Annotated in this window: 23 protein-coding genes; 1 reads left to right on the forward strand and 22 read right to left on the reverse strand. The window is 42.9% G+C overall.

The genetic code is table 11. The features are described from left to right. Positions 1-85: 85 nt before the first annotated feature. The gene (locus tag ACLD72_RS05285; protein ID WP_458475595.1) at positions 86-592 is read right to left on the reverse strand and encodes a hypothetical protein; all 507 of its coding nucleotides are present in this window, start codon (positions 590-592) and stop codon (positions 86-88) included. A 556-nt stretch (positions 593-1,148) separates the two neighbouring features. After that, a complete protein-coding gene (locus ACLD72_RS05290; RefSeq protein ID WP_410996434.1) occupies positions 1,149-1,412 on the reverse strand; it encodes a DUF6809 family protein in 264 nt (87 codons plus the stop codon). Positions 1,413-1,639: 227 nt separating this feature from the next. On the opposite strand from ACLD72_RS05290, the gene ACLD72_RS05295 reads away from it, so the two are divergent. Next, complete coding sequence (locus tag ACLD72_RS05295; RefSeq protein WP_036619881.1) at positions 1,640-1,843, forward strand: helix-turn-helix domain-containing protein; 204 nt, start codon at positions 1,640-1,642, stop codon at positions 1,841-1,843. 583 nt (positions 1,844-2,426) lie between these two features. On the opposite strand, the gene ACLD72_RS05300 is transcribed toward ACLD72_RS05295, so the two are convergent. From ACLD72_RS05300 to ACLD72_RS05395, 20 genes are all read right to left on the reverse strand, one after another. Beyond that, positions 2,427-2,930 (reverse strand): hypothetical protein, encoded by a 504-nt coding sequence (locus ACLD72_RS05300; protein WP_410996436.1) that lies wholly within the window; start codon positions 2,928-2,930, stop codon positions 2,427-2,429. Between the two features lie 582 nt (positions 2,931-3,512). After that, the gene (locus ACLD72_RS05305) at positions 3,513-4,118 is read right to left on the reverse strand and encodes a pentapeptide repeat-containing protein (RefSeq protein WP_410996438.1); all 606 of its coding nucleotides are present in this window, start codon (positions 4,116-4,118) and stop codon (positions 3,513-3,515) included. Positions 4,119-4,323: 205 nt separating this feature from the next. Continuing rightward, positions 4,324-4,746 carry a hypothetical protein gene (locus tag ACLD72_RS05310; RefSeq protein ID WP_410996440.1) on the reverse strand — a complete coding sequence of 141 codons (423 nt, stop codon included), beginning with the start codon at positions 4,744-4,746 and terminating at the stop codon, positions 4,324-4,326. A 207-nt stretch (positions 4,747-4,953) separates the two neighbouring features. Beyond that, the gene (locus ACLD72_RS05315; protein WP_458475596.1) at positions 4,954-5,448 is read right to left on the reverse strand and encodes a hypothetical protein; all 495 of its coding nucleotides are present in this window, start codon (positions 5,446-5,448) and stop codon (positions 4,954-4,956) included. Beyond that, positions 5,430-6,884 carry a hypothetical protein gene (locus ACLD72_RS05320; protein WP_410996444.1) on the reverse strand — a complete coding sequence of 485 codons (1,455 nt, stop codon included), beginning with the start codon at positions 6,882-6,884 and terminating at the stop codon, positions 5,430-5,432. The genes ACLD72_RS05315 and ACLD72_RS05320 overlap by 19 nt, the downstream gene beginning before the upstream one ends. Next, a complete protein-coding gene (locus tag ACLD72_RS05325) occupies positions 6,823-8,166 on the reverse strand; it encodes a hypothetical protein (RefSeq protein ID WP_458475597.1) in 1,344 nt (447 codons plus the stop codon). Before ACLD72_RS05325 ends, ACLD72_RS05320 begins: the two co-directional genes overlap by 62 nt. 308 nt (positions 8,167-8,474) lie before the next feature. Then, the gene (locus ACLD72_RS05330) at positions 8,475-8,780 is read right to left on the reverse strand and encodes a hypothetical protein (protein WP_410996448.1); all 306 of its coding nucleotides are present in this window, start codon (positions 8,778-8,780) and stop codon (positions 8,475-8,477) included. Positions 8,781-9,294: 514 nt separating this feature from the next. Beyond that, positions 9,295-9,513, reverse strand: a complete 219-nt coding sequence (locus tag ACLD72_RS05335) for a hypothetical protein (protein ID WP_458475598.1) — start codon at positions 9,511-9,513, stop codon at positions 9,295-9,297. Positions 9,514-9,758: 245 nt separating this feature from the next. Next, complete coding sequence (locus tag ACLD72_RS05340; RefSeq protein WP_410996452.1) at positions 9,759-10,409, reverse strand: hypothetical protein; 651 nt, start codon at positions 10,407-10,409, stop codon at positions 9,759-9,761. Between the two features lie 224 nt (positions 10,410-10,633). Further along, positions 10,634-13,321: a hypothetical protein gene (locus ACLD72_RS05345; RefSeq protein WP_410996454.1), complete on the reverse strand. Its 2,688-nt coding sequence runs from the start codon at positions 13,319-13,321 to the stop codon at positions 10,634-10,636. Between the two features lie 15 nt (positions 13,322-13,336). Continuing rightward, on the reverse strand, positions 13,337-14,473 hold the full coding sequence (locus tag ACLD72_RS05350) for a PAAR-like protein (RefSeq protein ID WP_410996456.1): 1,137 nt from the start codon (positions 14,471-14,473) through the stop codon (positions 13,337-13,339). A gap of 12 nt (positions 14,474-14,485) precedes the next feature. After that, positions 14,486-14,989 (reverse strand): hypothetical protein, encoded by a 504-nt coding sequence (locus tag ACLD72_RS05355; protein ID WP_410996458.1) that lies wholly within the window; start codon positions 14,987-14,989, stop codon positions 14,486-14,488. Continuing rightward, entirely contained in the window at positions 14,961-15,602 is a 642-nt protein-coding gene (locus ACLD72_RS05360) for a hypothetical protein (protein WP_410996460.1), read from the reverse strand. The genes ACLD72_RS05355 and ACLD72_RS05360 overlap by 29 nt, the downstream gene beginning before the upstream one ends. A gap of 13 nt (positions 15,603-15,615) precedes the next feature. After that, positions 15,616-15,813: a hypothetical protein gene (locus ACLD72_RS05365; protein WP_410996462.1), complete on the reverse strand. Its 198-nt coding sequence runs from the start codon at positions 15,811-15,813 to the stop codon at positions 15,616-15,618. A gap of 13 nt (positions 15,814-15,826) precedes the next feature. Next, a complete protein-coding gene (locus tag ACLD72_RS05370; protein ID WP_410996464.1) occupies positions 15,827-17,428 on the reverse strand; it encodes a contractile injection system protein, VgrG/Pvc8 family in 1,602 nt (533 codons plus the stop codon). Between the two features lie 58 nt (positions 17,429-17,486). Further along, a complete protein-coding gene (locus ACLD72_RS05375) occupies positions 17,487-18,260 on the reverse strand; it encodes a DNA and RNA helicase (protein WP_410996466.1) in 774 nt (257 codons plus the stop codon). Positions 18,261-18,283: 23 nt separating this feature from the next. Further along, positions 18,284-18,856 (reverse strand): RDD family protein, encoded by a 573-nt coding sequence (locus ACLD72_RS05380; RefSeq protein ID WP_410996468.1) that lies wholly within the window; start codon positions 18,854-18,856, stop codon positions 18,284-18,286. Positions 18,857-18,897: 41 nt separating this feature from the next. Further along, positions 18,898-19,413 (reverse strand): RDD family protein, encoded by a 516-nt coding sequence (locus ACLD72_RS05385; protein ID WP_410996470.1) that lies wholly within the window; start codon positions 19,411-19,413, stop codon positions 18,898-18,900. Positions 19,414-19,787: 374 nt separating this feature from the next. Then, entirely contained in the window at positions 19,788-20,333 is a 546-nt protein-coding gene (locus ACLD72_RS05390; RefSeq protein WP_410996472.1) for a hypothetical protein, read from the reverse strand. A gap of 14 nt (positions 20,334-20,347) precedes the next feature. Further along, a complete protein-coding gene (locus tag ACLD72_RS05395) occupies positions 20,348-23,038 on the reverse strand; it encodes a molecular chaperone (RefSeq protein WP_410996474.1) in 2,691 nt (896 codons plus the stop codon). Between the last annotated feature and the right edge of the window lie 43 nt (positions 23,039-23,081).

Raw genomic sequence — 23,081 nt, forward strand, 5'->3', positions numbered from 1 at the left:
TAATTCTTCCCTCCATACGTTGCAGAAAAATTATACTCTGGAAATTTTGTTTTTAAGTTATTCAATTCATTTTGAACAGCAGCTCTTAGTTGTGGAGTATCTGCATCAATTCTAAATACATAATCTTTAATAGAAGTATATCCTGAACCGATGGAAGATTGTCCGAAACACTACTTGATAAATTGATTTCTGACTGATGAAGTGCTTGAATTCTATTTGAACCTTTCTTATATATTTGCTTATATGCCCATTGCTCTTCAGTTTGTGGAAAGTCTGGATTATCCATATATAATTTTGTAGCAGACTTATCCTCATAGATTATTTTGTTTACTAAATCAATTTCATCTAATTCTGTATTTATTTTTCCATGAATATTGATTTCTTTAAAAGAATTACCCGCAGTCTTAGGAACCTCCGGCCCCTTTCCTATCTTAAAACCCATCATATCAAGCAAGCCAGGCATGTCGCCAATCTTATTAATTACCTTGCCATTCGCATTGATCAGTTCGTAGGTGCCGCCGCTCAGCTTGTTGATGACTACCGGATTGCCGGCTGCATCCACGATTCCGCCGATTTTATTGATCCCTTTCACCAGATCATCAATATTCTCGGCTTGCCTCGCTAGTTCTATCACTTCGTAGGAATACTTCAGGTTTTTGAGTTCCCCAACAAGAGGAACCAGTTAGATGGAGTTCAGAAGCGTTTCCCCGGTATGCCCCCAGCTCCATTCTCAGTGCGTAAAGTTTCGTACATCTGCCGGTAGGTCAAGTCCCGTTAATCCTAGAAGCACGTTTGCTCCAATGCCTAGCCCGGTGGCTTCGTCCGCATAGTTCCCTTTAATGACGAACTCTAGGCTTTTTTCGTTATACTCCTGGTTTTTCTCGCACTGGTCAATTCCATAGTTCGCTAGCCGCCATTCCTCCTATTGCTTATTTATTTCTATGGCTTCTTCAGTGGTTAGCCTAAGCGGCAAGTCTTGATCCAGCACATGCTTCATAAAATAATTCAACAAAAAATCCATCAGCATTTCAATAGTTCAACTTATATAGCTTTATATCGCAACGAAAAAAGCCTATTCCTACTAAAACAAAGTAGAAACAAGCTTTTCGCTAACCACATATTTTCAAATTTGTGTTACCGATTAATTATCATAAACCATAAATAAGTTCTTTCTTAGCCGCGTATATTTCCATCATCATTAACGCCCCAAGTTGAAACCCATTTATGAAAGTAGATGTAGCCTGCATCGACTCGGTCTGTCTGTGCAAATCGAGTAGCGCTTCAAGCTGATTGAAATTATCGGTAGACAGTTTCCCTTTCCACATTCCTTTGGCTTCGGATATCTCTCTTCTTATTCTACGGAACTCGGGATCTCTCGGGATCGATCTTCTCTTCCGGGCGAAATTCACCACAATATAATGCTTCCAGCATGCTTTTCATTTTTCATTCTCCCTTTCGTACAGATTTCAATGATCCTTTCGAATTATTCGCAGTTTCTTTTCTTGTGCCGTTATTCTTACTTTTCGGCGTTACGTTATAACGTCACACAACTAATTATATGACGTTACAGCGTAACGGTCAATGCTTTTTTATTAATTCATGGTATATTGTTCTATATAAGACTTGGGGGAAAATTACAATGAAAATCAAAATTAAGTTGCAACAACTATTAGATGAGCGGAATATTTCTCAGCGTCAGTTTGCAATTATGGTTAATATGCGTCCTGGAACAATAAATGCCCTTTGCAGAGGGACGACGGACAGAATTTATATCAGTACCCTTGAGCAGATTTGCAAGGCGCTGAATATACACATTCATGAATTGATTGATATGGAAGAGTGACTTTTAGTCCTATCTGATTTCTTTTAACATTATCTTTTTCCAATGAGGGTATACGATATTTTATCTCCTATAATCCTTTTAGAATTAGGATTTGGCTTTTCATTACCAACTATGTAGTGGGTCGGAAATTTCAATTAGAACCGTTATTGTTTCTGTACAATTTAGACTTTTAGATAATAAAAAGGTCAATCAATGGTATAACATAATTGACCTTTTTATTAACTGATTTCGAAAACATGTAAACTGGTCGTCACTAGAGATTTCTTTACAGCATAATCATCGTTACAATCCCTAGATAAGTAGTCAGAATTAAATTTTTTTCAGTCTATGACCATCTTTACGGATATTACATGAGTTAAGTCTACTTAGACCTAGTCGCCCGATTCATTCCATACTGAACGCGGGCTATTTATCAACCGCCAAACAGTGACAAGGACAAAAAACACCAAAACACGGGCGGTTCCGCTCGTTATTGTGGTGTTTATTAATTGTATTGAACGATGGGTAAACAAATGCTTACAAACTCTTATGTCATTTTATCAACAGACAGAATTAAATTAATTACCTTTCATGCCCACTGCCTTTAAAAATCTTCTTCTTCATACGGATAATTAAGTAATGCTAGATTTTCTTTACTCATAAGCCATGTTTGATATTCATCTAAATTACCCCTGATAAGTAAAGACCCCTTAATTCTTTTCAGTAATGAATCCGGGGAATCATCTTCCAAAACCAAATCTTGATCGTTCAATCGCAACAGTTTTCCAATAACTTCCAGTAGTTTTACCCATCCAATCTCAAACGTACTGGATATAAATTGAATACTAATAAGAACATTCGTATTTACACCATATGCTTCGCGGTTCATTTCTCGAAAATATTCAATATAGTCTTCCTCAGCATCTAAATCAATGCTCATTGAAAAATAGGTGCAACCGACATTTATGCGTTCTGTATAAGAACTAGCCCATACTTCTGCCTCATAATCAATTAATTCTACAAATAATACTTCGCATATCATATCATAGAGCAATTTCCCCAATTCTTCTCTAGGCAAATTAGAACCAATTGATAAACGAAAATCCATCTTATTCAAACCTCCAGTAAACTCTAGTTACTTGACGACCTTCAATGACTAATAGTTCATTTAAATGTTTTAAATCCTTGTGAGTTTTACTTATAAAAAGTCAATAAGCTCAGTCCTATTTTCAACAGGATAATCATTTAAATTTAACACTATTCTTCTAGCTTGGTTTGTAGTTTTATCTCTTCTAAAATGAGTTTATGTCAATAGGTTGAATACCTCCATAACTTTCATACCAATCCTTCGTAGAGAGGTGCAAGACATTTTTTATCTCTAATTCATTCATTCTAAAAACAAACTCCCCTCAATCCATATCTCAAATTGGTCAATGGACGAAAATCTAAGTATTAGGGAAAAACATAAAATTGTAGTGAGGATCAGCATATAAAAACAGGTCAATCATGGTTGTGTCCACCCACAATCGGCCTGTATATTGTAATAGAATAGCATTATTTAGGGTATAAAATTCAAGCATTGAAACTTATCAAATATTTTTCGTTTTGTTTTTTCTGTACTTCTTAACTAATAATGTTTCCTATGAAACTCTTTTCCAAAACAAAGCATAACCTAAATCTTATCCATTTTTCATATAATATAACTTTTTATTTCATTACCTATTCCTGTTTTTAAATTACCATTTACCATTATACTAATATTAGAAAAGTCGATTTTCTCTATGCCTGTAACAGCTTGAAATCTTGTTTCTTCAAGCCTACAATCAATAAATTTCACATTATTAAATGTTGAATGACTAAAGTTTGATTTGCTCAAGTCCGTTCTTATAAACGAAACATTGGAAAATGAGGCTCTTCCAATATGACAATTTTTTATCATGGAATCAGTAATATTTAAATTTTCAAATTTTGCCTCGTAAAAACTAGTTCGAAAGATGTCAATATTAGTAAAATTAGTTTTTCTAAAATGAGTATAATCTGCTACCCCTTTGCGGAATATATTGTCTGTAAAAATGCAGTTATCGAATGAACTTCCGCTTAAAGAGGCGCCGCTTAAATAAACGTTTGTAAAATCACAGTTATTAAATGATACTTCTAAAAAATTAGTATTGTTTAGATCATAACCTGTGAAAATTATATTCTCAAAGAATGTATCTTGATAAATGATTTCGCATACTTCTTGTGACTTTCCTTCCGAAAAATCAGTATATTTCTGAAGTTTAGTGAATAAATCCATATATTATTACCTCCTACGGCCACACAATGATATTATCCATTAACCCTTGGTTTAATATTTCTTGCAATAGTTCATTTTTGTGAGCAGGACTTAATTGAGACGTGTCTAGAATTACATTCTCATTTTTTCCTAATGAATCGTAAATTTCATCCATTGATTTTTGGAGAGCTTTGCATACCCTAAAATGTTAATCTTATGTTAGGGTCTATGCAACGCTAGTGCCCTTTCTAGGTTTATAGTTGGAATTAAATGATTTAACATCCCAGGCCTGTCCGTAGCGATCAAAAAATTCAGCATCTCCAGAAGGGTCCCTTGTAATCGGTCCGTCGATCCTTCTTGTTTCCTCTAAATCAAGACCTACTTTACGTTCGTGTATCCCTTTGTCAATGTCAATTTGTCTTGTTGAACCAGCATGAGCAGGATCATTAGCTAAAATGTCCATTTCAGCTTGATTTCTGCCCCCCGTATACATACCATCTACATATCTATTATTATAATATTCGTTTTTTAAAGCTTTATAATAATCTACGGCAGATAAGCTGTGTTTCAACGCCTTATACCTGATTATATGCATTGATATACTTCTGTTTTTCTTTTCCTCCCAAGTTAAAACTTCTTTATTATGCAAAAAGACTCATTCCTTCTCTTGATTCAAGTTGGAATAAGCCCTTACAGGTCGTCTGGTGGTTTATGTTTCTGTTTTTTAAATGATTTGTATGCCACACTGATATGCAACAGAAGACCAAAGCATTTTTCACTTTGCCTTTTAACTTAATATCCTTCAATTCCATTCATTTCGTTTATTCCTCTAACTACTATTTATTGAAAATATACATTACGAACTTTTTGGATGTTTATAGCACCAATTATTATCATAAGGTTTCCTTTTAATTTTTTCCAAGTCTTCGAGTGTATAGAACCAGTCATCTTCTATCCATATTTTTGCACTTGGATAAATATTAAGAACACTATATACGAATCGAAATAGTAAATCTTCATTATCACAAAAATCATCGGATACTAATGCTTTGAAATATTCACTATGGATATCATCCCATTTAAAACTAACTGTTTGATAATCGTAGGGTTCATCGTATAGACTAAAGCAAAGTTGTCTTGAATAATCCTCTTCAAATGGAATATCACTAATATATACTCGGGAATATTTTAACACCCCACCAATGTTAAATTTTTCCTCATCAGTATCAAAGAAAAGATTCTCCCTTATACAGAGATTTTTAATGTTCGATAGTAAGTCGTTTGCCGCAATACTTTCTCCACGTTTAAACAATAAAAATGTTGAGATTCCCATTATTTTAATACCCTCCATAAATCTTCTTTTGAATTTACAATTTTAACACCTTTGCTGTTAAGTTCTTGAATAATTTTTGTTATATGAGGATCTGAGGTATCAATAATCTCATTAACATATACTACAATCTCTCTTTGCTCATAATTAAAGAAATTTGGATGATTGGGGTTAATGTACTTATCAATTTGATCCATTTTAAAAGCAGACATTGACTTCTTAACCTCTATAATTTGATTATTTGTCAAAATATCAATATCACCTGCTGGTTTACGAGTTGAAATATTATTCATCTTTAATCCAAACCCAATTACATCCGTTTTTTCTTGAACATATTCACCTACTATTCCTTCAATGGCTTTACCATCATTACTACTCTTTTTTGCAATATCAATTGCACCTGGTATATTTTTGGGATTTTGCTCAACCCATTTAATTGTTTTACCCGCTGGATTTATAAATTCAACTTCCATTCCTTTATTAGTTTTTGTTCTCAGTAATTCATTAAACTTACCCTTCCACTTAGTCTCCCACGTAACATTTCCAGCTCCATATTTAGCTTGAAAATACGCTTCCCAGTCTTTTCCGAACATCGGGTTTTGAGCTTCCCAAGAACCACCCTTGCCTGATTTCTGCACTCTCTTTAACCCGCCATCCAAAACCTCATCCAACTCATCAATATTCCGAGCATATGCCGCTAAATCCCCGGATTTCAGAAGAGCTTTTAGTCCAAGTCCAAGTTCTCCTGCACCCACGACTAACCCGGCTATATTTACGAAATCTTGATTCATCCCCATAAAGGTAGGATCAGTGTAGTCTTTCCCTTCGTTTAAATCATTTATCTTTTGTACGTTAATCCCTATGTCCGCTGCTCCAAGAACTGCACCGCCTGCCGCAAGAGATAACATGAGCAATGAACTTCCCCCAGTGAAGAACGCCCCCACAATCGCTACCGCACCAAATAAAATGTTCATTTCCGCAAACATGATTTGGGGCGAGATCTGAAACTGAAAAAAGGTATATCGGGAATACAAAAGAGATTTATCTTCTGCTTTACTTAAATAATTGGGCTTTTGGGGAACGATCAGGTTCAATTCAGCCTCTTTCATAAACGCCTCGATCGCATTCCCTAAAAGAGTCTGTACACTACCTGTGAAGGGCTGTTCTCTCCCTATGTTTGGCTTTCCTGATAACTCAGGTACGGACGGTGTACTTGGGGCAGGTTGATTTCGCTCCTCATTCCCCTTGTTTTTGGCTTCATACTGCTGCTGTTTCAACGCCTTATGCTGATTATATGCATTGATATACTTCTGCTTCTGTTCTTCCAGATCCTTCTCTGTCGTTTCTTCCCCATTCGAGGATATAACAAACTTTTTCCTATAACGATCCCTTAGCTCAATCCCATCTATCTTGCTCATTTTTTTCCAAAGCGTTTGGCTTAGCGTTAGGATCTTCATCCACTCGTCCAGCTATTATTTTACGAACATCTTCCTTCTTTAGATTATCAGCCTCTATTTTGTAGCTAGCATATGCCTCCAATTCATCATATGATATTTCATTCTGTTCACGCTTCTCTAGGTATACCGAAAGCATTCCTTCTTCTGTTAACTGATCAACATACAGCTCCTTAAGCTCCTCATCTGTAAGCAATTCAATATAGTCCATCTCCACCTTCTCAAAGTGGAGTTCCTTGCAACGGATGCCAACCCGATTCCCTTGGACCGTGACGGACTGCTGCGAGTCTAGTGTTTGAAAAGTAATAAAATCACTGGCTGTCAGCTTAATGGAATCGATCACCGCGTCTCGGGATCCGAAATTCAAATTATTGCTTGCAGTTACGAATAGATGTTTGTCCGCTTCCAGTCGAATATCATTCTGGTTTAAATGAATTCGTACTGTACCCTTTTCAAACAATACTCCGTCATCCCCGAGCTCCATTTTCGCTTCGCCGGGCATATGGAATACTTTGGTGGTCGGCTTCTGGAACACTGTTCTGGACGTCATTTCTTCACTTCTGCCGCGGACGGAGTTAATCGCTATGGATTGCTTCTCTATCCCGCTGGGAAAATAAATCTTGATTCGTGCTCCTTCGTCCGGCATGCAATGAAAAATATTGTTACCTTCCGGCGAAAACGGAAACCACCAATTTCCTGATTCATCGTGTTCATTATCGATATCTAAGTGCACCTTGACCATATTATTGGCCCGTTTAACCACACGCCCCTCAAGGGCAACACCCTGAATCCCTTTATTCAGGCGTGATTTACGGCGGAGGGATGAGCGCTGAACAAGCAAATATGCATAGGAAGTAGTTCCTTTTTCGTACGTAATCGCTGATTCTGCAATGACCCACATTCGCCCTTTGAACCCAACGTTATCCCCCACCTGGCAGTATTGATCGGTCACAACAAGGTAACTGATAAGATCGTTTTCTTGCAGCGCCCCCCCTTCCGTATGCGCCTTAAGATCCAAATAAACCGCCCGGTTCGAGAGAAGCGTATACTTTTTGGCGTGAATAACGGTCCCCCATTTAAAGTCCGGAACCCCGAAATAAACGCGCGGTGCATCCATCACCACATCCGGCAAAATAACCGTTCCTATTCGGGAAGCAAGGCGTTTCAGAAATTGCCAATCCGTCTCCTGGTACTGAACCATTAATTCACCTATAGTGTCTCCCGGGTTTGTGGCTTCATTTAGAATATCCCCCTTCGGATAAATGGCCGCCAACTTCTGAATCAACCCGGTATACGTGAGATGTTATACAGGACAACAAACGCCCAATGTATTAGCCCAAGCTTCTGAATGGCTCCTTTACAGGGTTCATGGATGATTGATGATTCCTACTCAATCAAACTCAAACCTTTTAATAAAGGCTCATTCCTTCTTTGGATTCAAGACGGAATAAGCCTTTATAAGTTCTATTCGAGTACCCTAGCTATAAATTTTTAAATGAAAGTGAGATTGCTGTATTAGCCCAACTAACCTCATGATATGAAGTATTTTACAGACTCCATCTTTATAGAAAATCTCCTATAAGGCTTTAATGACTATTGGTTTTTGATTTTGTCTTTATACCCTTTTAATAATTTTGTATTTAATTCACTAATCTCCGAAAAATGCCATTCAAAAGTCGTCATAATTCTATGAATTTCGAATAATAATTCCTCTACTTTATTACCATCATTAAGATTTACAGTATTGAAGCTACTTAATAGTTGGTCTAATTCATCAGTTAAATCCCCAAAATCATCCATATTTTCATGTTGTTCATCTATGTCTTCCTTCGTTACTATATCGGTGTTTGAGTTAAGTTTCTCTAGTATATTCAATACTTCACGTAATCTTTTTTCCATAAATAACCTCAGTTTTTATTTCCACCCCATACAAATAATCTGACTGGACAAGTACCATCTAATCTCTTTGTTACTGCTAATCTGTTTTTCATCAAATTTTATTTTCATATTTTTCATGGTAATATTTGCGTTGCAGGTGGCATAGTTCCCCAACTAGGAGTTGGAATTGTTCCAATTACAATTGAGTCATGTGTGACAAGCATTCCTGAATCTGTGGCTTCTATTGTTAATCAAAAATCTGCGACTTATTATATAAGCCTGTCCTCAACTCATAATTATCAAGAATACGTTTTTTGTCAGTATCACTCAGTTCTAAGAATCTACCTTGATGTAAGTGACTTTCCTAATGGCTGTAAACTATCGGTTGATAAATTGTCCATTATTACCCCTAACAATGACGCAGGACTACTTATTAATTTTTGATTAACTATCTCCAAAGCTTTTGAATGGTCACTTTCATAAAGCAAATTAAACGCTATCACTTGGGAGAACTCATCCCCCAAGTTTTCATCCATTATTCCCCAACAATACAGTGATACATTATTTCCCAACAATACAGTGATACTATTTTTGTATCCCTTATTGATAGTTCTGTTAAAGCAAAAGAAACTTCTTCAAAATCCTCTAGGCCGTTTACAATAGTAATTAATTCGTCATTATTCATACTAGTAATATACAACTCAGGATTAACGGTTCTGTCAAAACTGGAACACTTTTCAAGAACCTTAGCCATTCGGTTTGACAAATCCTGACTCTCTTCCGCTGTAACCGGTTAAATTTGTTTTCCCTTGCTTTTACTGAAATATGCCCCCCACAACCGTTAGAATGACAACTCGCTTGCGGGGCTCCGCATCTTTGGTTGTTTTAAGCAAAAGATCTTGATCGAGCAACTAGCACTCGACCAAGGTCTGATGATGTAGTAGCATTGAGGAATCGGAAGCTCTATATAATAGACGAGTATAGACACATTAAATGTCTCTATTCTTCTAGTAGTTTAACTTTTTTCCACATGTTTTCAACGTGTAGTCTATCGTCACTAATTTCATCTGGAATTTTTTTTGACAATTGGTAAAAGAAATCATTTAAAAATTCAAAAACAATCTTTTTAAATTCTTCTATGGATATCAAAGCCTTGCCTTCTAATTGAGAAAATATAATCTTGTTTTCTCTAAAAAACAAATTATCCCACGATATTTCAATTTTATTATCGACACGTCTAAAATAAGTACTAGCGAGATAAGAGCCTGCTCTACTAGAAAACCAATTGTGTCGCATTGTCCAGGAATTTTTTGCATGGTACCAATAGTATTCCTCGTCATCTTCTTCTGGAGCTTGCTCTTCACTATTTAAAATTAATTCTTGCGTGCTATCTCCCTTTACTGGTAGTGGATAAGGATCGTAGCCAATGATATAAATTAGATTACTACTTAGCCAGTCAGCAATATGAATTAAACTGTAGGTGTATTTTTTCGTTTCATCTTCAATCCTATACTCACAAATATCATTACCTTTAATTATTAATCCAAAATAACCCCATGATTCTTTTAAAATTCCATTTTCATTTAACGGATTTTCTAAAAAAGAATATTCAATAGCAAAAATATTGGGATCACCAAATCTATTTATCATTGTTCTCTCCTTATATAGTAATTATTATGTGAATATACTGGCTCAAGATGACAGTTTCTCTGCGTAAGGGAATTGTTCCATACTTATGCCGATCTCTACAATAAGCACCGCAGCATTAATTCACTCACTCCAGGGAGGGTTTGTAATAGCTCGTAATTCAGTCCGGTTGTGCTTGAGGTAAGTGTTAATCTTTTCGTCTAAGCTTGCTAAGGATTTTTCCAAAACTATTTATTCTTTATCCATTTTTTGTATTGCGCGTTACTTATTACTCCGTCCTTCTTCATTTGTCTGAGTACATCAGTTGGTACCTCGATTGTTGGATTCATAACCTCATAAGAATGGTATCCCCCAACGTTATCTGGCTGAAATTTTACCAATTTTCCATCATGAACATTATATAACTGTTTTGTTTCTATTGAAGAATATGCTTTATTTAATGACTCTTGACCTACTTCATTATCTTTCCAAAATGGATCTGCACTTATGTCACCTTTTGCTTCACTTTTATGTTTTCCATCATTAGGTGCCAATTTGCGTTCGACATTACCCGTCCCTCCTGGAACCTCCGGCCCCTTCCCTATCTTAATACCCATCATATCAAGCAAACCAGGCATGTCGTCAACCTTATTAATTACCTTGCCATTCACATTGATCAACTCATACGTACCGTCTCCCAACTTCTTGATGAATATTGGATTCCCGGCCGCATCTATGATTCCGCCGATTTTATTGATTCCCTTTACCAGATCGTCAATATTGTCAGCTTGTTTTGCCATTTCCAGCACTTCGTCAGAATACTTCAGGTTTTTGACTACTCCAACAAATGGAACTAGCGCGATGGAGTTCAGAAGCGTTTCCCCGGTATGCCCCCAGCTCCATTCCCAGTGTGTGAAATTATGGAAAAGGTCTCGCCCATCTGCCAAAACATCCAATCCAAAAATACCTAAAAGTACGTTGGCTCCAATGCCCAGCCCTGTAGGACCTTCGTCTGAATAGTTTCCTTCTATGACGAATTTCGTGCTTTTTAGGAAATACTCCTTGTTCTTCTCCAGCGTACTTAATCCATAGTTCTTTTGCCGCCATTCTGTGTACTTGATGTTTCTCTCTCGAACTTCATCAAGAGTTGGGGTACCTTCTACATGTAACACGTACTTCAAAAAGTAATTGAACAACAAATCCCTATCATCCGCCGTAATTCGGGTTCCATCCGACTTGAACACAGGCTGCGCACGCAGCCGTATTTCCTCGTACTTGGCAAGCAGGGCCCCCACGGCGTCCTGGGACATGACCTGGATATCCATCGGGTTTGCGGGGCTTTCCAGTGTGATTTTATCGGACACTACATCAATGCTTTGGTCCGCTTCGCTCATCATCAGGCTGCTGCCCTCACACAAGAGCGCCACTGTTTTGCCGGCCGATAAGTTCACATTCACCCCTTCGCTCGGAATTGTCTCCTTCGCCCCGACAAAGTCCGGGTTGATTCGTATGTTCTTGGCCGTCAGATCCAAACTCCCCTTGCCTGTGACCAAAATGCCACTACCCTCAAGCAACGTAATTTGCGCTGTTCCGCCCGTCGCATGCAGCTTCACCTGATGATCGTCCAGTAATAATGATTTGTTTCCTGGTGAAAACCATTGCTTGCTTCGAGTAATGGTTTCCTCCGTCATCGCCTTTCCGGGATTTCGGGTTTTGGTGGGTGCAGATGTCATATTCGCCATACCCGCATTTGCTTGAGCCTTTTTGCCCGGCTTGGACGGTTCAGGATTCACCGTGGATGTCTGGATGCGGCTGGAAATCGCGTCGTAATCGTTGCCGTCCGAACTGATCACGTAATTCGCTTCCTCATAATTCATTGGGAAATGCAGATAGAGTACTTCCCCTCTCTCGGGCATGGTTCCATACCCTTTTCCCTCTCCTCCCGTAAAATACGTAGGTTGAGGAAACCACACCGCCGCGGCCGTATCCTGCTCCTTGTCGATATGCAAATGCAGCTTGGTGAAATGGCTTTTGACATCAATCACCGTTCCGGCTATCGAATTCCCCCTCAGTCTCTCGTTAACCAGCTTCTCCTGCTGGCTTCCCCTAAGCGTCCTCAAGGTATAATGGTGCCGGAGAACCCCGTCCCGTTTGGATAAGTAACTATACTTGCCGACCACATACAGCGTACGGTCTCGAAAGCGTGCACGATCGCCAAGCTCGTAGCTGGCAAACAGATCTCTCAACTCGTATTGCAGGCTGTCCTGTTCATCGATTTGAGCAATCGAGCGGTTCCTCATCACTCTCTGTATCCATGCTAAATCGCGACTCACCCGATAGGGGGCTTTAGGAATTTCAATTTCCTCCCGTCCTTCGGGCAAACCGATGTAAAATTTAGCCCCCTCCAGTCTAACGTCTGCAATTAGCCCTTTGTTTGCACGGGAAACTACCCGTTTGATAAACTCCCAATCCGTCTCATCGTACTGGAGTATAAATCGCTTGATCGGTTCTTTCTCCAGTGTATCCGAACAAATAAAATCCGAATGCGCGTAACCCTGTAAAACCCGTTCAAATAGCTCTTTATAAGTCACATTCTCGTTTTGAAAAGAACGCCGTAGCCGCTCAATATCCAAGTTGTATGTATGCGATGTTCCTTCTATTTTTGCAGTATAGACGCCATTAATCTGTTCAACTTCACTATTTTTAATGATTCCATTAAATAAAACGCGGCGCTCGTTATGCCGATCTCTTAAAACAAACTTTCGATTGCATAAATTGGCGGTTAAGAAGCTTTGAACCTTGTCCTCGTCCATGACAACCGTCAAGTTCACCATTGCGTGGTCATTCATTTTCTGATCCATCGTCAATTGTTCGATATATGCAGCGCCGTCGATGCCTTCCAATACAATGTTGTCGTATCCCCACGTTTCTGCCATGAATCCCTCCCCCCTTTACTTGCTTCTCTCTTCCGACAACCCTTGGCGAACCTTACCAAGAAAGGAGGTTGTCAGTTCGGAAGCGTATTCTTCGTCAGCGCCATGCTGTAACCGTCCACTAATCATGTCGTTTAATCGAATAAACTTCTTTTCTTCCTCGGTGGCCTGCTCGTAAGCGACCAGATCTCCTAAATAAGGGCCGTCCAGTATTGGTGTAACGTAGTCAACAAAATCACTATACCTCGTCTGTGTTTTTCCGCTAGGTGTCCCGCTTAATCCATAGTAACCATCGATAATTTCTACTAATGACTTATCCTTGATATCATCATAGTGAACTTGATTCAAATTGGCCGCATCAACATAAGCGTTGAGCATGCTCTCATTTTTCGTTATTTCCGGACTGATCGCTTCCAATGGATCGGTATGATCCTTGTCGAAGCCTTTCATCAACCCTATAAAATAAGTCAAGTCCACATCCTTGCCGGTCGCTATATCTTGAATCGTAATGTTTCTTTCAAAGAAGTTAAACAACGCCGGATTATCCTTCCTTAAATATTCAGAGAAGCCCGTCGTATGTTCATCGCTTGTTCTTTTTTCCCAGAAGGTTTGGTCATAATCGTCCCAGAGCAAAATACTCTCCAGCAGCTTATCTTTATACTTTGATTTTATGCCGTGTTCCTTCATATAAGCTTCTACCGCTTGCTCCAACTCTTTTAGCTTTTGCATAACCAACTGGTTATTGGACTCTGCAGATTGCCCCGAGGCTATAACAGAAATGATGCCAAATCCCTTTTGGCAAACGGTCCAGCATCCCTCTATCAAGGCCTGGTGATGTCCTGCGAAAACATCCGGCTTAGGATTTTGCCAAGGAATAACTACTTGAGATAGACAACTGCTGTCACCGAGAAACTTTCTGGCCTCTTGTACTGTGTCAATATCAAACTGTTCCATCGTTGGCACATCATAACTAAACAGATAGGGACTGCTGCATGAACCAAAACACCCGATGCAGGAGGAATCAATGTCTGTGATATTGGATAACTTCTTTTCATCCGCAAATATATGTCTATGATCAGGGGTTTTTAGTTCAATGGGTATGCTTCCGTACTCACAGGAGATCATCGCGCTTTCAACGACATACTCTTTGGCCAAAATCATCACCTCTTATCGGTACTTAACTGGTATCATTTTGAAGGCATGAATCCCTTCTCTGAACAATCTTTCCAAGACTTCGGTATCCGCAATCAAATATTCTCCGCGCAAACAATCAATTTTAAAGATTTTATTGAAACCGATCTTCGTCTTGTTAAGAACAATCTCTTTCAGTGTGCCATCCGGATAAAACTCCGTACTTTCATCCAAGCAATCCAGTATTCTGGACTGTAGCAGCCAGTACACTTCGATTCTTTGCTGCTCTATACTTCCTATTGCACAAGGTTTGAACAACATTTTACTCTGGTACATTTCAAAGATGCCCTTTACTGCATCTGAAACCATCAACAACGGCTTCTCTATCAAAGGAAGGAAATCAAGATGCGACTTTGCGTCTTCGGCCACAGCCCGAAAAAAAGCTGGTTTATCAGACTTCCAGATACCGACGGGGTCGGGAACTTGAGGTATGATTGCATTATTTGACCGATCATCTTGCTTGATTTGAAAATAATCCACAAACATACCTCCATAGCGAGTCATTTCTTTCGTTTTTAATAAACAAAATATCCGTGGTGCCTCTAAACTCGCCTATCCTGAACTGGACTTCCTCTCCATAAGGCAAACTTTGATATTCTTCCGTATCCACCAGTGTTTCTATAGCTTCCTTGGCCAGAAATTTGACGATTTCTTCATACTTTTTTAGTTCAATGAGGAAAATTCTTTCAACCTCAATCGGAGTCACTCTTAAGATATACTTTTTAGCCTCTCTTTGGATCTCCTCATGGAACGCATGGAGCGGCTCAAAAAGCCACGTGGGATTATAGTTAGCTTCGCTGATTACGTTGCCCAAATAATAGTCCCCATCGAAGGCCTCTAACTGGTATGGAGCCTTCTTCAACAGCACATGGCTAAACAATAAGGAATATTGGATATAGAACACTTTGATGGCCGGGTCTAGACGTTGTTTTTGCTTTATGTCCAAGCATAAATCCTGGAATGCCGCGACATACTCATCAATAACTTGCTGTCTATTTTGGATTAAATGTTCCATCGCTCGTTTGTAATGTTCATCCGCCTTCTTTAATACCGTTTGCTGGAGAAAAGTATTAAAGTCCTGTGCCTTGTTCATCCCATTCACCTTCTCATTGCTTGCTTTTATAGTGCTCGCTAATCTGTGCCTGGATATTTTTTATATACAATTTATCGGTTATCTTTCTTTGAGTCAGCTTTGCGTTGTGAACGGTCAATCCGTTGACAAGTCCTCCGGAAAGGCCGCCAATCGCTAATTTCAGTAGAATATTTTGTATCTCATCTGCACGTTTGGCACCTGTGACAAGCATTGTTAACACCTTCTCACTTATTTAATTTGATATCCGTGCCTTTGATTTTTACTTCCTCAGGAGTCAGCTCCAGTAAACTTTCACCACATTCGAAAGCAATACTTTCCTTGGCTTTCATATATATCATTTCTTCTGCCGAAAAGTTAATGTCGGCTTTGGATTCGAACGTGATTTCTGATTCTGTAAAGATTGAAATGTCCCCGGAGTCGGCCAATCTAATATAGGTGCTATCGTTACAAACAATAGAGACGCTGGAACTGTTGTCATCCAAAATGATCATTTTTCCGCTTGGTGTAACGATCATTTTTACTTTTTCATTCTGGGATAAATTTTCAAAGTCAAAATTTTGTTTCTTCTGCGCCGTAGGTGTTTGGGCATTTGGTATTGAAAGCCCTGCTTGACTACTTCCACCTCCAGAACTGCCAGCGGCCGCAGTGCTGTTTCCGTCGTTCGATCGTTTGAAACTGCCGGATGACGCATGTTTAATAGAATTTATGACTATCGCATCGGATTCATCTTTGGTGGGAAAATGAACATTAACACGGTCACCTACCTCGGGCATGCAGTACCATGTGGAGTAAAATGTTGAATATTTCAGCCAATAAGCTTTCTCCGCTGACTGCTCCGGATCAATATCCAGACGTACCTTCAATAAATTTCTGGACACTTTTATGACGGTTCCCTGAATCGTTAACCCGGCTATCGTTTCGTTAAAAATAGGAGGAGTAAAGAACCCGTTTGACGCGGACAAGGTGTAGATATGCGAAAGGATATGGTGTTTAACCATAGCTTGGGCAGATACGATATAAAAGGTTCTTCCTTTATAGAGAACTGAATCCCCGATCTCTAGGGATTTCGTGTCGTTCCCTTTTGTCGTAACCTCGTAAAACATATAATCCGATTCAGTTGAATGAATTCGGTAATTATGAACATTATTTCTGAAAGTATCCACATTCTTGACAACTTTATAATTTAAGTTTTCCAATTTCGTAGCTGTTGACTCGGGCCTCACGCCAACGGTAAATTTGGGCGAGTCTGAAGTATGGTTTGCAATAATGGGCGCATAGAATCTTGAGGCCATTCGTTTAATAAACTGCCAATCCGTCTCTTGATATTGCATGACAATGCTGTTTAAGGTTTCCTTTTCGGTTGCATAATCCAAACAATCCGAACCAGGATATTCCTTTATTACTGTTTTGATTAAATGATAATAGGTCATATTTACATCTTGAAAGGAACGCTTTTTATGCTGAATGTCCAGTAAATACGTGTAAGAGAGAGCTTCTATCTCCAAGTAGTAAATTGCATTTTGTTCAATACCTTCCGCTTCGGATTCGATTTTGACGATAACGCCATTAAACAGTAGGATTTTATCTTCCCCAACTTGGTATTCTATGACAAGATTCGTTTCAGCATTGGTAGTTAGAACAAACTGATCAAATTTATCCTGTTTAACTCTTCCCTTTAATCTGGCTAAGGTATGTTCATTTAACTTTTTTTCAATAGTTAGTTGAACATTTTCGATGGCCAGCTCCTCGTCCTCATATTTCACAATAAGTTTGGTAACTAGCTGCTTTTCAGATGTCTCCCCCTGCACTGCAGTTGCATTTCTCATCAATAAATCCCTCCTCACTTAATTAAAAACTATAGGAACTCACTGCAACTTTCTCCCCCTAATCCACAATCACCCGTCCCCCGCCGCCCGGGCTCATGCCCATCCGGTGGCCGCCGCCGCGGGCGCTGTCCAGGATGCGGGCCAGGTATTTGTGGATGTCCGCGTTGCCGTAATCCTTGTACGCGATGCCGAGGCGGCCCGCGATGTAGTGCAGGATCACGCCGCGGTGGAGGGTGCCTTCGTTTAAGCACATCATGGCAAACGCAAGGTCCTGCGGTTCGGCGCTTCCCCGGCGCAGCAGTTCGTCGCCGAACATGCGCATCACGATCGGAGACATGGTACTTTGCCCGTAAGCAGCGATCGGAACATACAGCAGGTTGACGGTATTGTATTCCGTGGCGAGGTCCCGGAAGTTTTGGTAATCCTGGCGCAGCCGGGCGCCTTCCTTGAGCTTGAACCGGCACAACTCCAGCTCCGCCGCCCCCGCTTCCACCCGCTCGTCCAGCACGATTTCGCTCCGGTACACGCTCCAGTCGCTGTCTTCCTTCCCCTCCAGAAAGCGAACCTTGACGGCGGTCTCCCGCCCGGTGGTCTGGTACGCAAGCTCGGCCGGTTCGCTCAGCGAGTATAAACGCCCCTTGTGCTTTACAATGCCTGGGTGAATCGTCAGCGTGTCCGGTCCAACCTTGACTTCCGCCCCCGTCACGATACCGTCCGCATAATCCTGGTAGTAAATATCCGCGAATTCGCGCGGAAAATCCCGCAGATTCTCCAGCATCGCCGTCTTCAAAATGCGTCCCTTCTCAAACTTCGGCGCGATGTGGGTAAACAAAGGCATCCTCCTCCTTTCAGTTTCTATCGGTTACGAGCTTGACTTACTTCTTCAAAAGCTTCCAACAATGCGGCGGCATTCGCTTGGGTGTGCGCGGCGGCATTTCTCTGCCCGGTCAGCCCTTGACCGTATTCAAGCACCTTCTTGTTGACCACATAAGTCCGGGCAATCTTGTCGTGCAGCGCCTGTTTCTTTTTCGTAAATCCGGCCATGATATAACCGATATAAATCGTCAAAAGCGAGACCATTCTGCTCCAAAACCTGCCGCTCGCCCGCCAAAACGAAACCCGTTCGTACCGCTCGTTCACGACAATGATGCCCAGCGCCATTTTGCCCAGGGTCCCTTGCAATTTTGAAGATTCCATAATCGCATAGTAGAGCCATACCGCTAACGGGGCGATCAGTAATCCGATGATATAACCGGACGCATTATAAATTTGATAAACTCCCGGCCAGTTCTCCAACACATAGTAACCGAGTACCCCAAAAACCATAGATAGCAGCAAAGAAATAAGCATCATTACCCAGGCAATAAAATACACAATCATCGAATCCAGCAGATTCGCGAAAAATCTTTTCCAAAAACCGGCGTACATTCGTCCCTCTCCTTCGAAACAATCATCCCCCTGCCGCGACCTCAATCGGGCCAATTAAAATCTGTCGAACGGTCCGCCCGGATTGCTTGGTGTAAGCGGCGGGTATCTTCCGCGTCTTCCGCCAATTCCCGTACCCGGAGCAGGCTCTTGTTAACGACGTAGGTGGAAGCTACTTTATCGTGCAGCGCCTGCTTCTTGTTCGTAAAAATCGCCATCAAATATCCGATTCCAAAAGTAAATGCCGACAAAATTCTCCCAAAAAACCGGGCATTGGCTTCGCCATAGGATATTCTCCGATGGTTTTGATCAACCACCACGATACCGGCCAGCATTTTCCCCAGAGTCGCCTGATGCTTCGAAGATTCCAAGAGCGTATAGTAAAGCCACTGGCAGACGAGCATAAGCAAAATAGAAACGCCCGACCCCTCCGTATCCGCATAACCTGAAACAAGTAATTGCAATGACATCCAAACAAAACTAAGAATCAGCGCGGCTATAGCGACAATGATCCGGTCGACGACCAAGGCGCCGTATCTTCTCCATAACACGTCATACATGAGTTAGCCCTCTTTTACCCCAATTTTCGTGATTCCGTCCATTCTCTCTGCGCTGGCGGCCAGACTCAAAACCAAAAACGGCGCTGACCCAACCATCATGAGAACCTTCTGCGAAAAACATAAGAACAAAAAATGTCGTTACTCTAGTGATATCCATCAATTTGAGGAAAATAGAGACCATTTATGTCGCTATTTTCCCGAATCACAAGGAAATGCCCGCGTGCTGAACCTTTCACAGGAAAATAAGTACAAGAAATGCCGCTAATGGGGGTAAACACGCCTGCCTCCGGATCATAAGTACATAAAGTACCGCTATTTCGAAGTCCGGCGCCCCCTCCCCTTAGGTTTGGCTTGAGTTTCAAGCCGACCGTACGCTACCCGCCCCACTTCCGCAAATCTTCCCGCCGCACATCCAACGCCTTTATCGCGTCCACACAAACGGCCTCGCCGATCTTCCCGCTGACGAGCGCGACGAACTCCGCCGCCCCGCGGATTCCCGCCGGAATGCGAATCGCGCCAGCCGCGCCTTGCAGCACCAATTGCCCGCTGTTGAAACGGCTGTAGCCCACGCTTCTCAATTCTTCGTAACGAACCGTCCGGCTGCCGCCCAGCGAACGCACCTTCACGGAATTTCCGCCTACTTCGGCCCGGAAGACCAGATGGTTTAGGACATGGAACAGCAGCAAAACCGCACCGAAACCGATCAGCCAAGCAATCGGCATTAACTCCTTCATCTCCGGGCTTTCATCCAGCAATAAAAGCGCAAAACCCGCCGATGTCACCAACAAACCAAGCAGACAGCTTACGAACACAAACCTTGATTTTTTCAAAATCATGCTGCCGGAGTTATCTCTCACCGCCGGGCGAAACGTTTCCCCCACTAAATTACGAACCACGAAACGAACAAAAAATCTCCTCATGTCTGACCCTCTCCTTATTTCATTCCATCAAAAAAATCCAGCTCCGAGCTGTCCGTCTCAAACGGGAACAGCGCTTTGCGGCCCAAGAACAGGCCTTCATCCCGGCGGGCGACCGGCAGCACGTGGAACCCCCAGTGATTGTCGTCGGCGAACACGAAAAACTTCGTCTCCCCGTTCACGATCGAGTCGGTGTCGTCCTGCGGAATCCGCTCCCCGTATTGCACCTGAATGTCCTCGTACAGCACCGGCTTGTAAGACTTCGACCGGTTGTTGTAGCTGTACTGCTGCCGCAGCGTCCCATCGCTGCCGCGCAGAAACAGATCCAGCTGGACGACGTCTGACGGACGCGAAATCGCCCCCGGCGCGCTGTCGCTGCGGCGCAGACTGCTGATCAGCTCCACCTCGCGGCGGTTATGGGTAAACGCGCTCACCGTATACGGGATCACCGCCGAGCGGGTTGTGATGCTCGCTTCGATCTCCCCGGCCTTGCGCGCGTTCAAATAACGGATGGCCCCGCGCAGGCAGGCCAGCTTCAGCTCGGGCACCCGCCCCTCCGCAGGCTTCTGGCGGAACTCGATGCTGCGCCCCGGCACAAACTCCTTCAACGCCTCGCGGAACACGTCGATCCGGCACGACTGCCCGGTCAGCTTAATAATCGAATACTCCCCAAGCGCGCCAGCCCGGTAAAAATCCTCAAGAAACCGCCGTACAACCTCGTAAATGTCCGCTTTGATGAGCTGCGTAATCTCCTGGATGTTGAACACCACGTCGGGAATTTCGTATTCGTCCTTCAAATCGCCGCTCCGGAACACGGACAGGAACCAGCGTTCCACCCGGGTCATCTCCAGCACGCCATCTCCCTGCGGCAACGCCGCCCGGCTGCCGTAATGCAGCCCATGTCCATCCGACACGGACACGCCATGCTCCGCCTGGAACCGGTTCATCAGCACGCCCGTTTTGCGGAAAAACTGCTCCTTCATTTCCTCGGCAATATCCCACAGAAAATAAAAATTGCTCCGCACCCGCATGTACTCCTCGCGAGAGCGGTTCTCATACATCGCAAACGCCGTCGGAATCACGGCCTCCGCTTCCTTGTACCTGCGCTCCAGCTCGGCGTAAACCGCGTCCACGCCCCGCTCATCCACCTCCCGGAACAAATCGTTGCCCGGAAAAGCAATCAGCGCGTCGATATCCGTCATACCTTTTTTTCCCGTGTAGTAGTCCGCAAAGACGATTTTCAAAAATTGCATAATCCGATATGTAATGTTGTTGCCGCCAAAATGAGTGTCCCCGTTCTCATAGGTCGCCTCGATGGCAATCCGGTATGACATATGCCCGTCTTCGACCCGGAAAGCGCACGAGGACAAATCCGTCGTCCCCCCGCCGCAATCGATCACAAGCGCCTTGTATTCGGCGCCTTCGTCAAAGATATTGCGCTCGATCCCGTCGGCGATCGTGTTGTACAGCACAGCCATCCCTTCATCTAGCGCGTTCTCCTGCTCAATCCGGTGATCCGGCAAAAGCTCCGAGAACATATTCAGGTACGGCGTCTTCATCTTCACCGGTGAAGTGAAATGAAGTTGCTTGAACTTGCATTTGAATTGATGCTCCGCCATGCGGATCACGTATTCCAGATAGGCGCGCAGCAGCTCGGTCCGCGTCACGAGCGCGGTATTGCCTTCGCTGTCCATCACTTCGACCGTTTTTCCGTAATCATTCACCCAGCGCTTCAGCCCCTGGAACACGGAGGCCCGGCTGCCGAAGCTGCTGCGCCGGCCGCTTTGCAGCGCCTCATGGCCAAAAACATACTTGACCCCGCCGGGATCGGAGCAATCCGCCACGCCAACCGCCGTAGGCAAGGCCTCGGTCCGCTCGGAGCCATCCGGATCGGGGAATTTAACGAAATTGATTTCGCCAAGCCGGATTTGCCCGTTCAGCGGATCGTGACCCGCTGGAAACTTGGTGTAGCCCGGATATAGGTAGGCTCCCGCCGTCGTATTGCAGGTCCCGAAATCGATCGCCAGTACGGCGCCCGTCTCCTGGAGCTCGCAAATTTCCAGATCGGCCAGCGGGATTTTGTAATAGTGGATATGGGTCGGGGGCAACTCCCGTTCCTGGTAATACGTCTTGTACACGTATTCCGAATCCTGCCGGCGCAGAAACAGCAGGCTGTACTGCCGGTTTGCCGTACGCCGCCACTCGCCGTCGTGATGCGCGGCCAAATAATAGCCCCCCGGCCTTTCCTCGTCCCGGCGCAGATGAAAAATCCCGCACAGCTCCATCCGGTCGTTGACGAGCAGCACGTTGGACTCCGCATATCCCGCCGGCGCCTTCACTTCGTAGCCGTCCAGCCGCTCCACGGCGATCCCGGGATACAAAACGATGCGGGCCGGCACGCGAATGCCGCCGTCTCCCTGCAGCGGAGCCTGCATATACTTGCGCATCGCCGTCTGTACCCGCTCGATTCCGCCTTCGCAGCGCGGTCCGATCAACAAACGCTCCTCCACGCCCAAATATTTCAAAATGATGCGGATCGTCTCTTCCCGGTCCAGCCGCTGGCTTAACCCTTCCACAAGCCGTTCTCGGTAACAGATGTTCCGGAGCTGGAACGTGGTCATTTCGGCGAGCTCCTCCCGCGAGTAACGGGCTTGTCCGCGTCCGCGCTCCCGGCCGGCGGAATCGGTATACAATTTAAATCCCCTCATGCGCTTTTTCCCTCCTGTTTCGTGACGACGACGCCATTTATCG

It is taken from the genome of Paenibacillus lacisediminis (genome assembly GCF_046567315.2).

Coding starts and splice junctions, on each gene's coding strand:
- ACLD72_RS05295 (WP_036619881.1), top strand. CDS start 1,640: ATGAAAATCAAAATTAAGTTGCAACAACTATTAGATGAGCGGAATATT.
- ACLD72_RS05300 (WP_410996436.1), bottom strand. CDS start 2,930: ATGGATTTTCGTTTATCAATTGGTTCTAATTTGCCTAGAGAAGAATTG.
- ACLD72_RS05305 (WP_410996438.1), bottom strand. CDS start 4,118: ATGGATTTATTCACTAAACTTCAGAAATATACTGATTTTTCGGAAGGA.
- ACLD72_RS05315 (WP_458475596.1), bottom strand. CDS start 5,448: ATGGAGGGTATTAAAATAATGGGAATCTCAACATTTTTATTGTTTAAA.
- ACLD72_RS05320 (WP_410996444.1), bottom strand. CDS start 6,884: ATGAAGATCCTAACGCTAAGCCAAACGCTTTGGAAAAAAATGAGCAAG.
- ACLD72_RS05330 (WP_410996448.1), bottom strand. CDS start 8,780: ATGGAAAAAAGATTACGTGAAGTATTGAATATACTAGAGAAACTTAAC.
- ACLD72_RS05335 (WP_458475598.1), bottom strand. CDS start 9,513: ATGGCTAAGGTTCTTGAAAAGTGTTCCAGTTTTGACAGAACCGTTAAT.
- ACLD72_RS05340 (WP_410996452.1), bottom strand. CDS start 10,409: ATGATAAATAGATTTGGTGATCCCAATATTTTTGCTATTGAATATTCT.
- ACLD72_RS05345 (WP_410996454.1), bottom strand. CDS start 13,321: ATGGCAGAAACGTGGGGATACGACAACATTGTATTGGAAGGCATCGAC.
- ACLD72_RS05360 (WP_410996460.1), bottom strand. CDS start 15,602: ATGAACAAGGCACAGGACTTTAATACTTTTCTCCAGCAAACGGTATTA.
- ACLD72_RS05365 (WP_410996462.1), bottom strand. CDS start 15,813: ATGCTTGTCACAGGTGCCAAACGTGCAGATGAGATACAAAATATTCTA.
- ACLD72_RS05370 (WP_410996464.1), bottom strand. CDS start 17,428: ATGAGAAATGCAACTGCAGTGCAGGGGGAGACATCTGAAAAGCAGCTA.
- ACLD72_RS05380 (WP_410996468.1), bottom strand. CDS start 18,856: ATGTACGCCGGTTTTTGGAAAAGATTTTTCGCGAATCTGCTGGATTCG.
- ACLD72_RS05385 (WP_410996470.1), bottom strand. CDS start 19,413: ATGTATGACGTGTTATGGAGAAGATACGGCGCCTTGGTCGTCGACCGG.
- ACLD72_RS05390 (WP_410996472.1), bottom strand. CDS start 20,333: ATGAGGAGATTTTTTGTTCGTTTCGTGGTTCGTAATTTAGTGGGGGAA.
- ACLD72_RS05395 (WP_410996474.1), bottom strand. CDS start 23,038: ATGAGGGGATTTAAATTGTATACCGATTCCGCCGGCCGGGAGCGCGGA.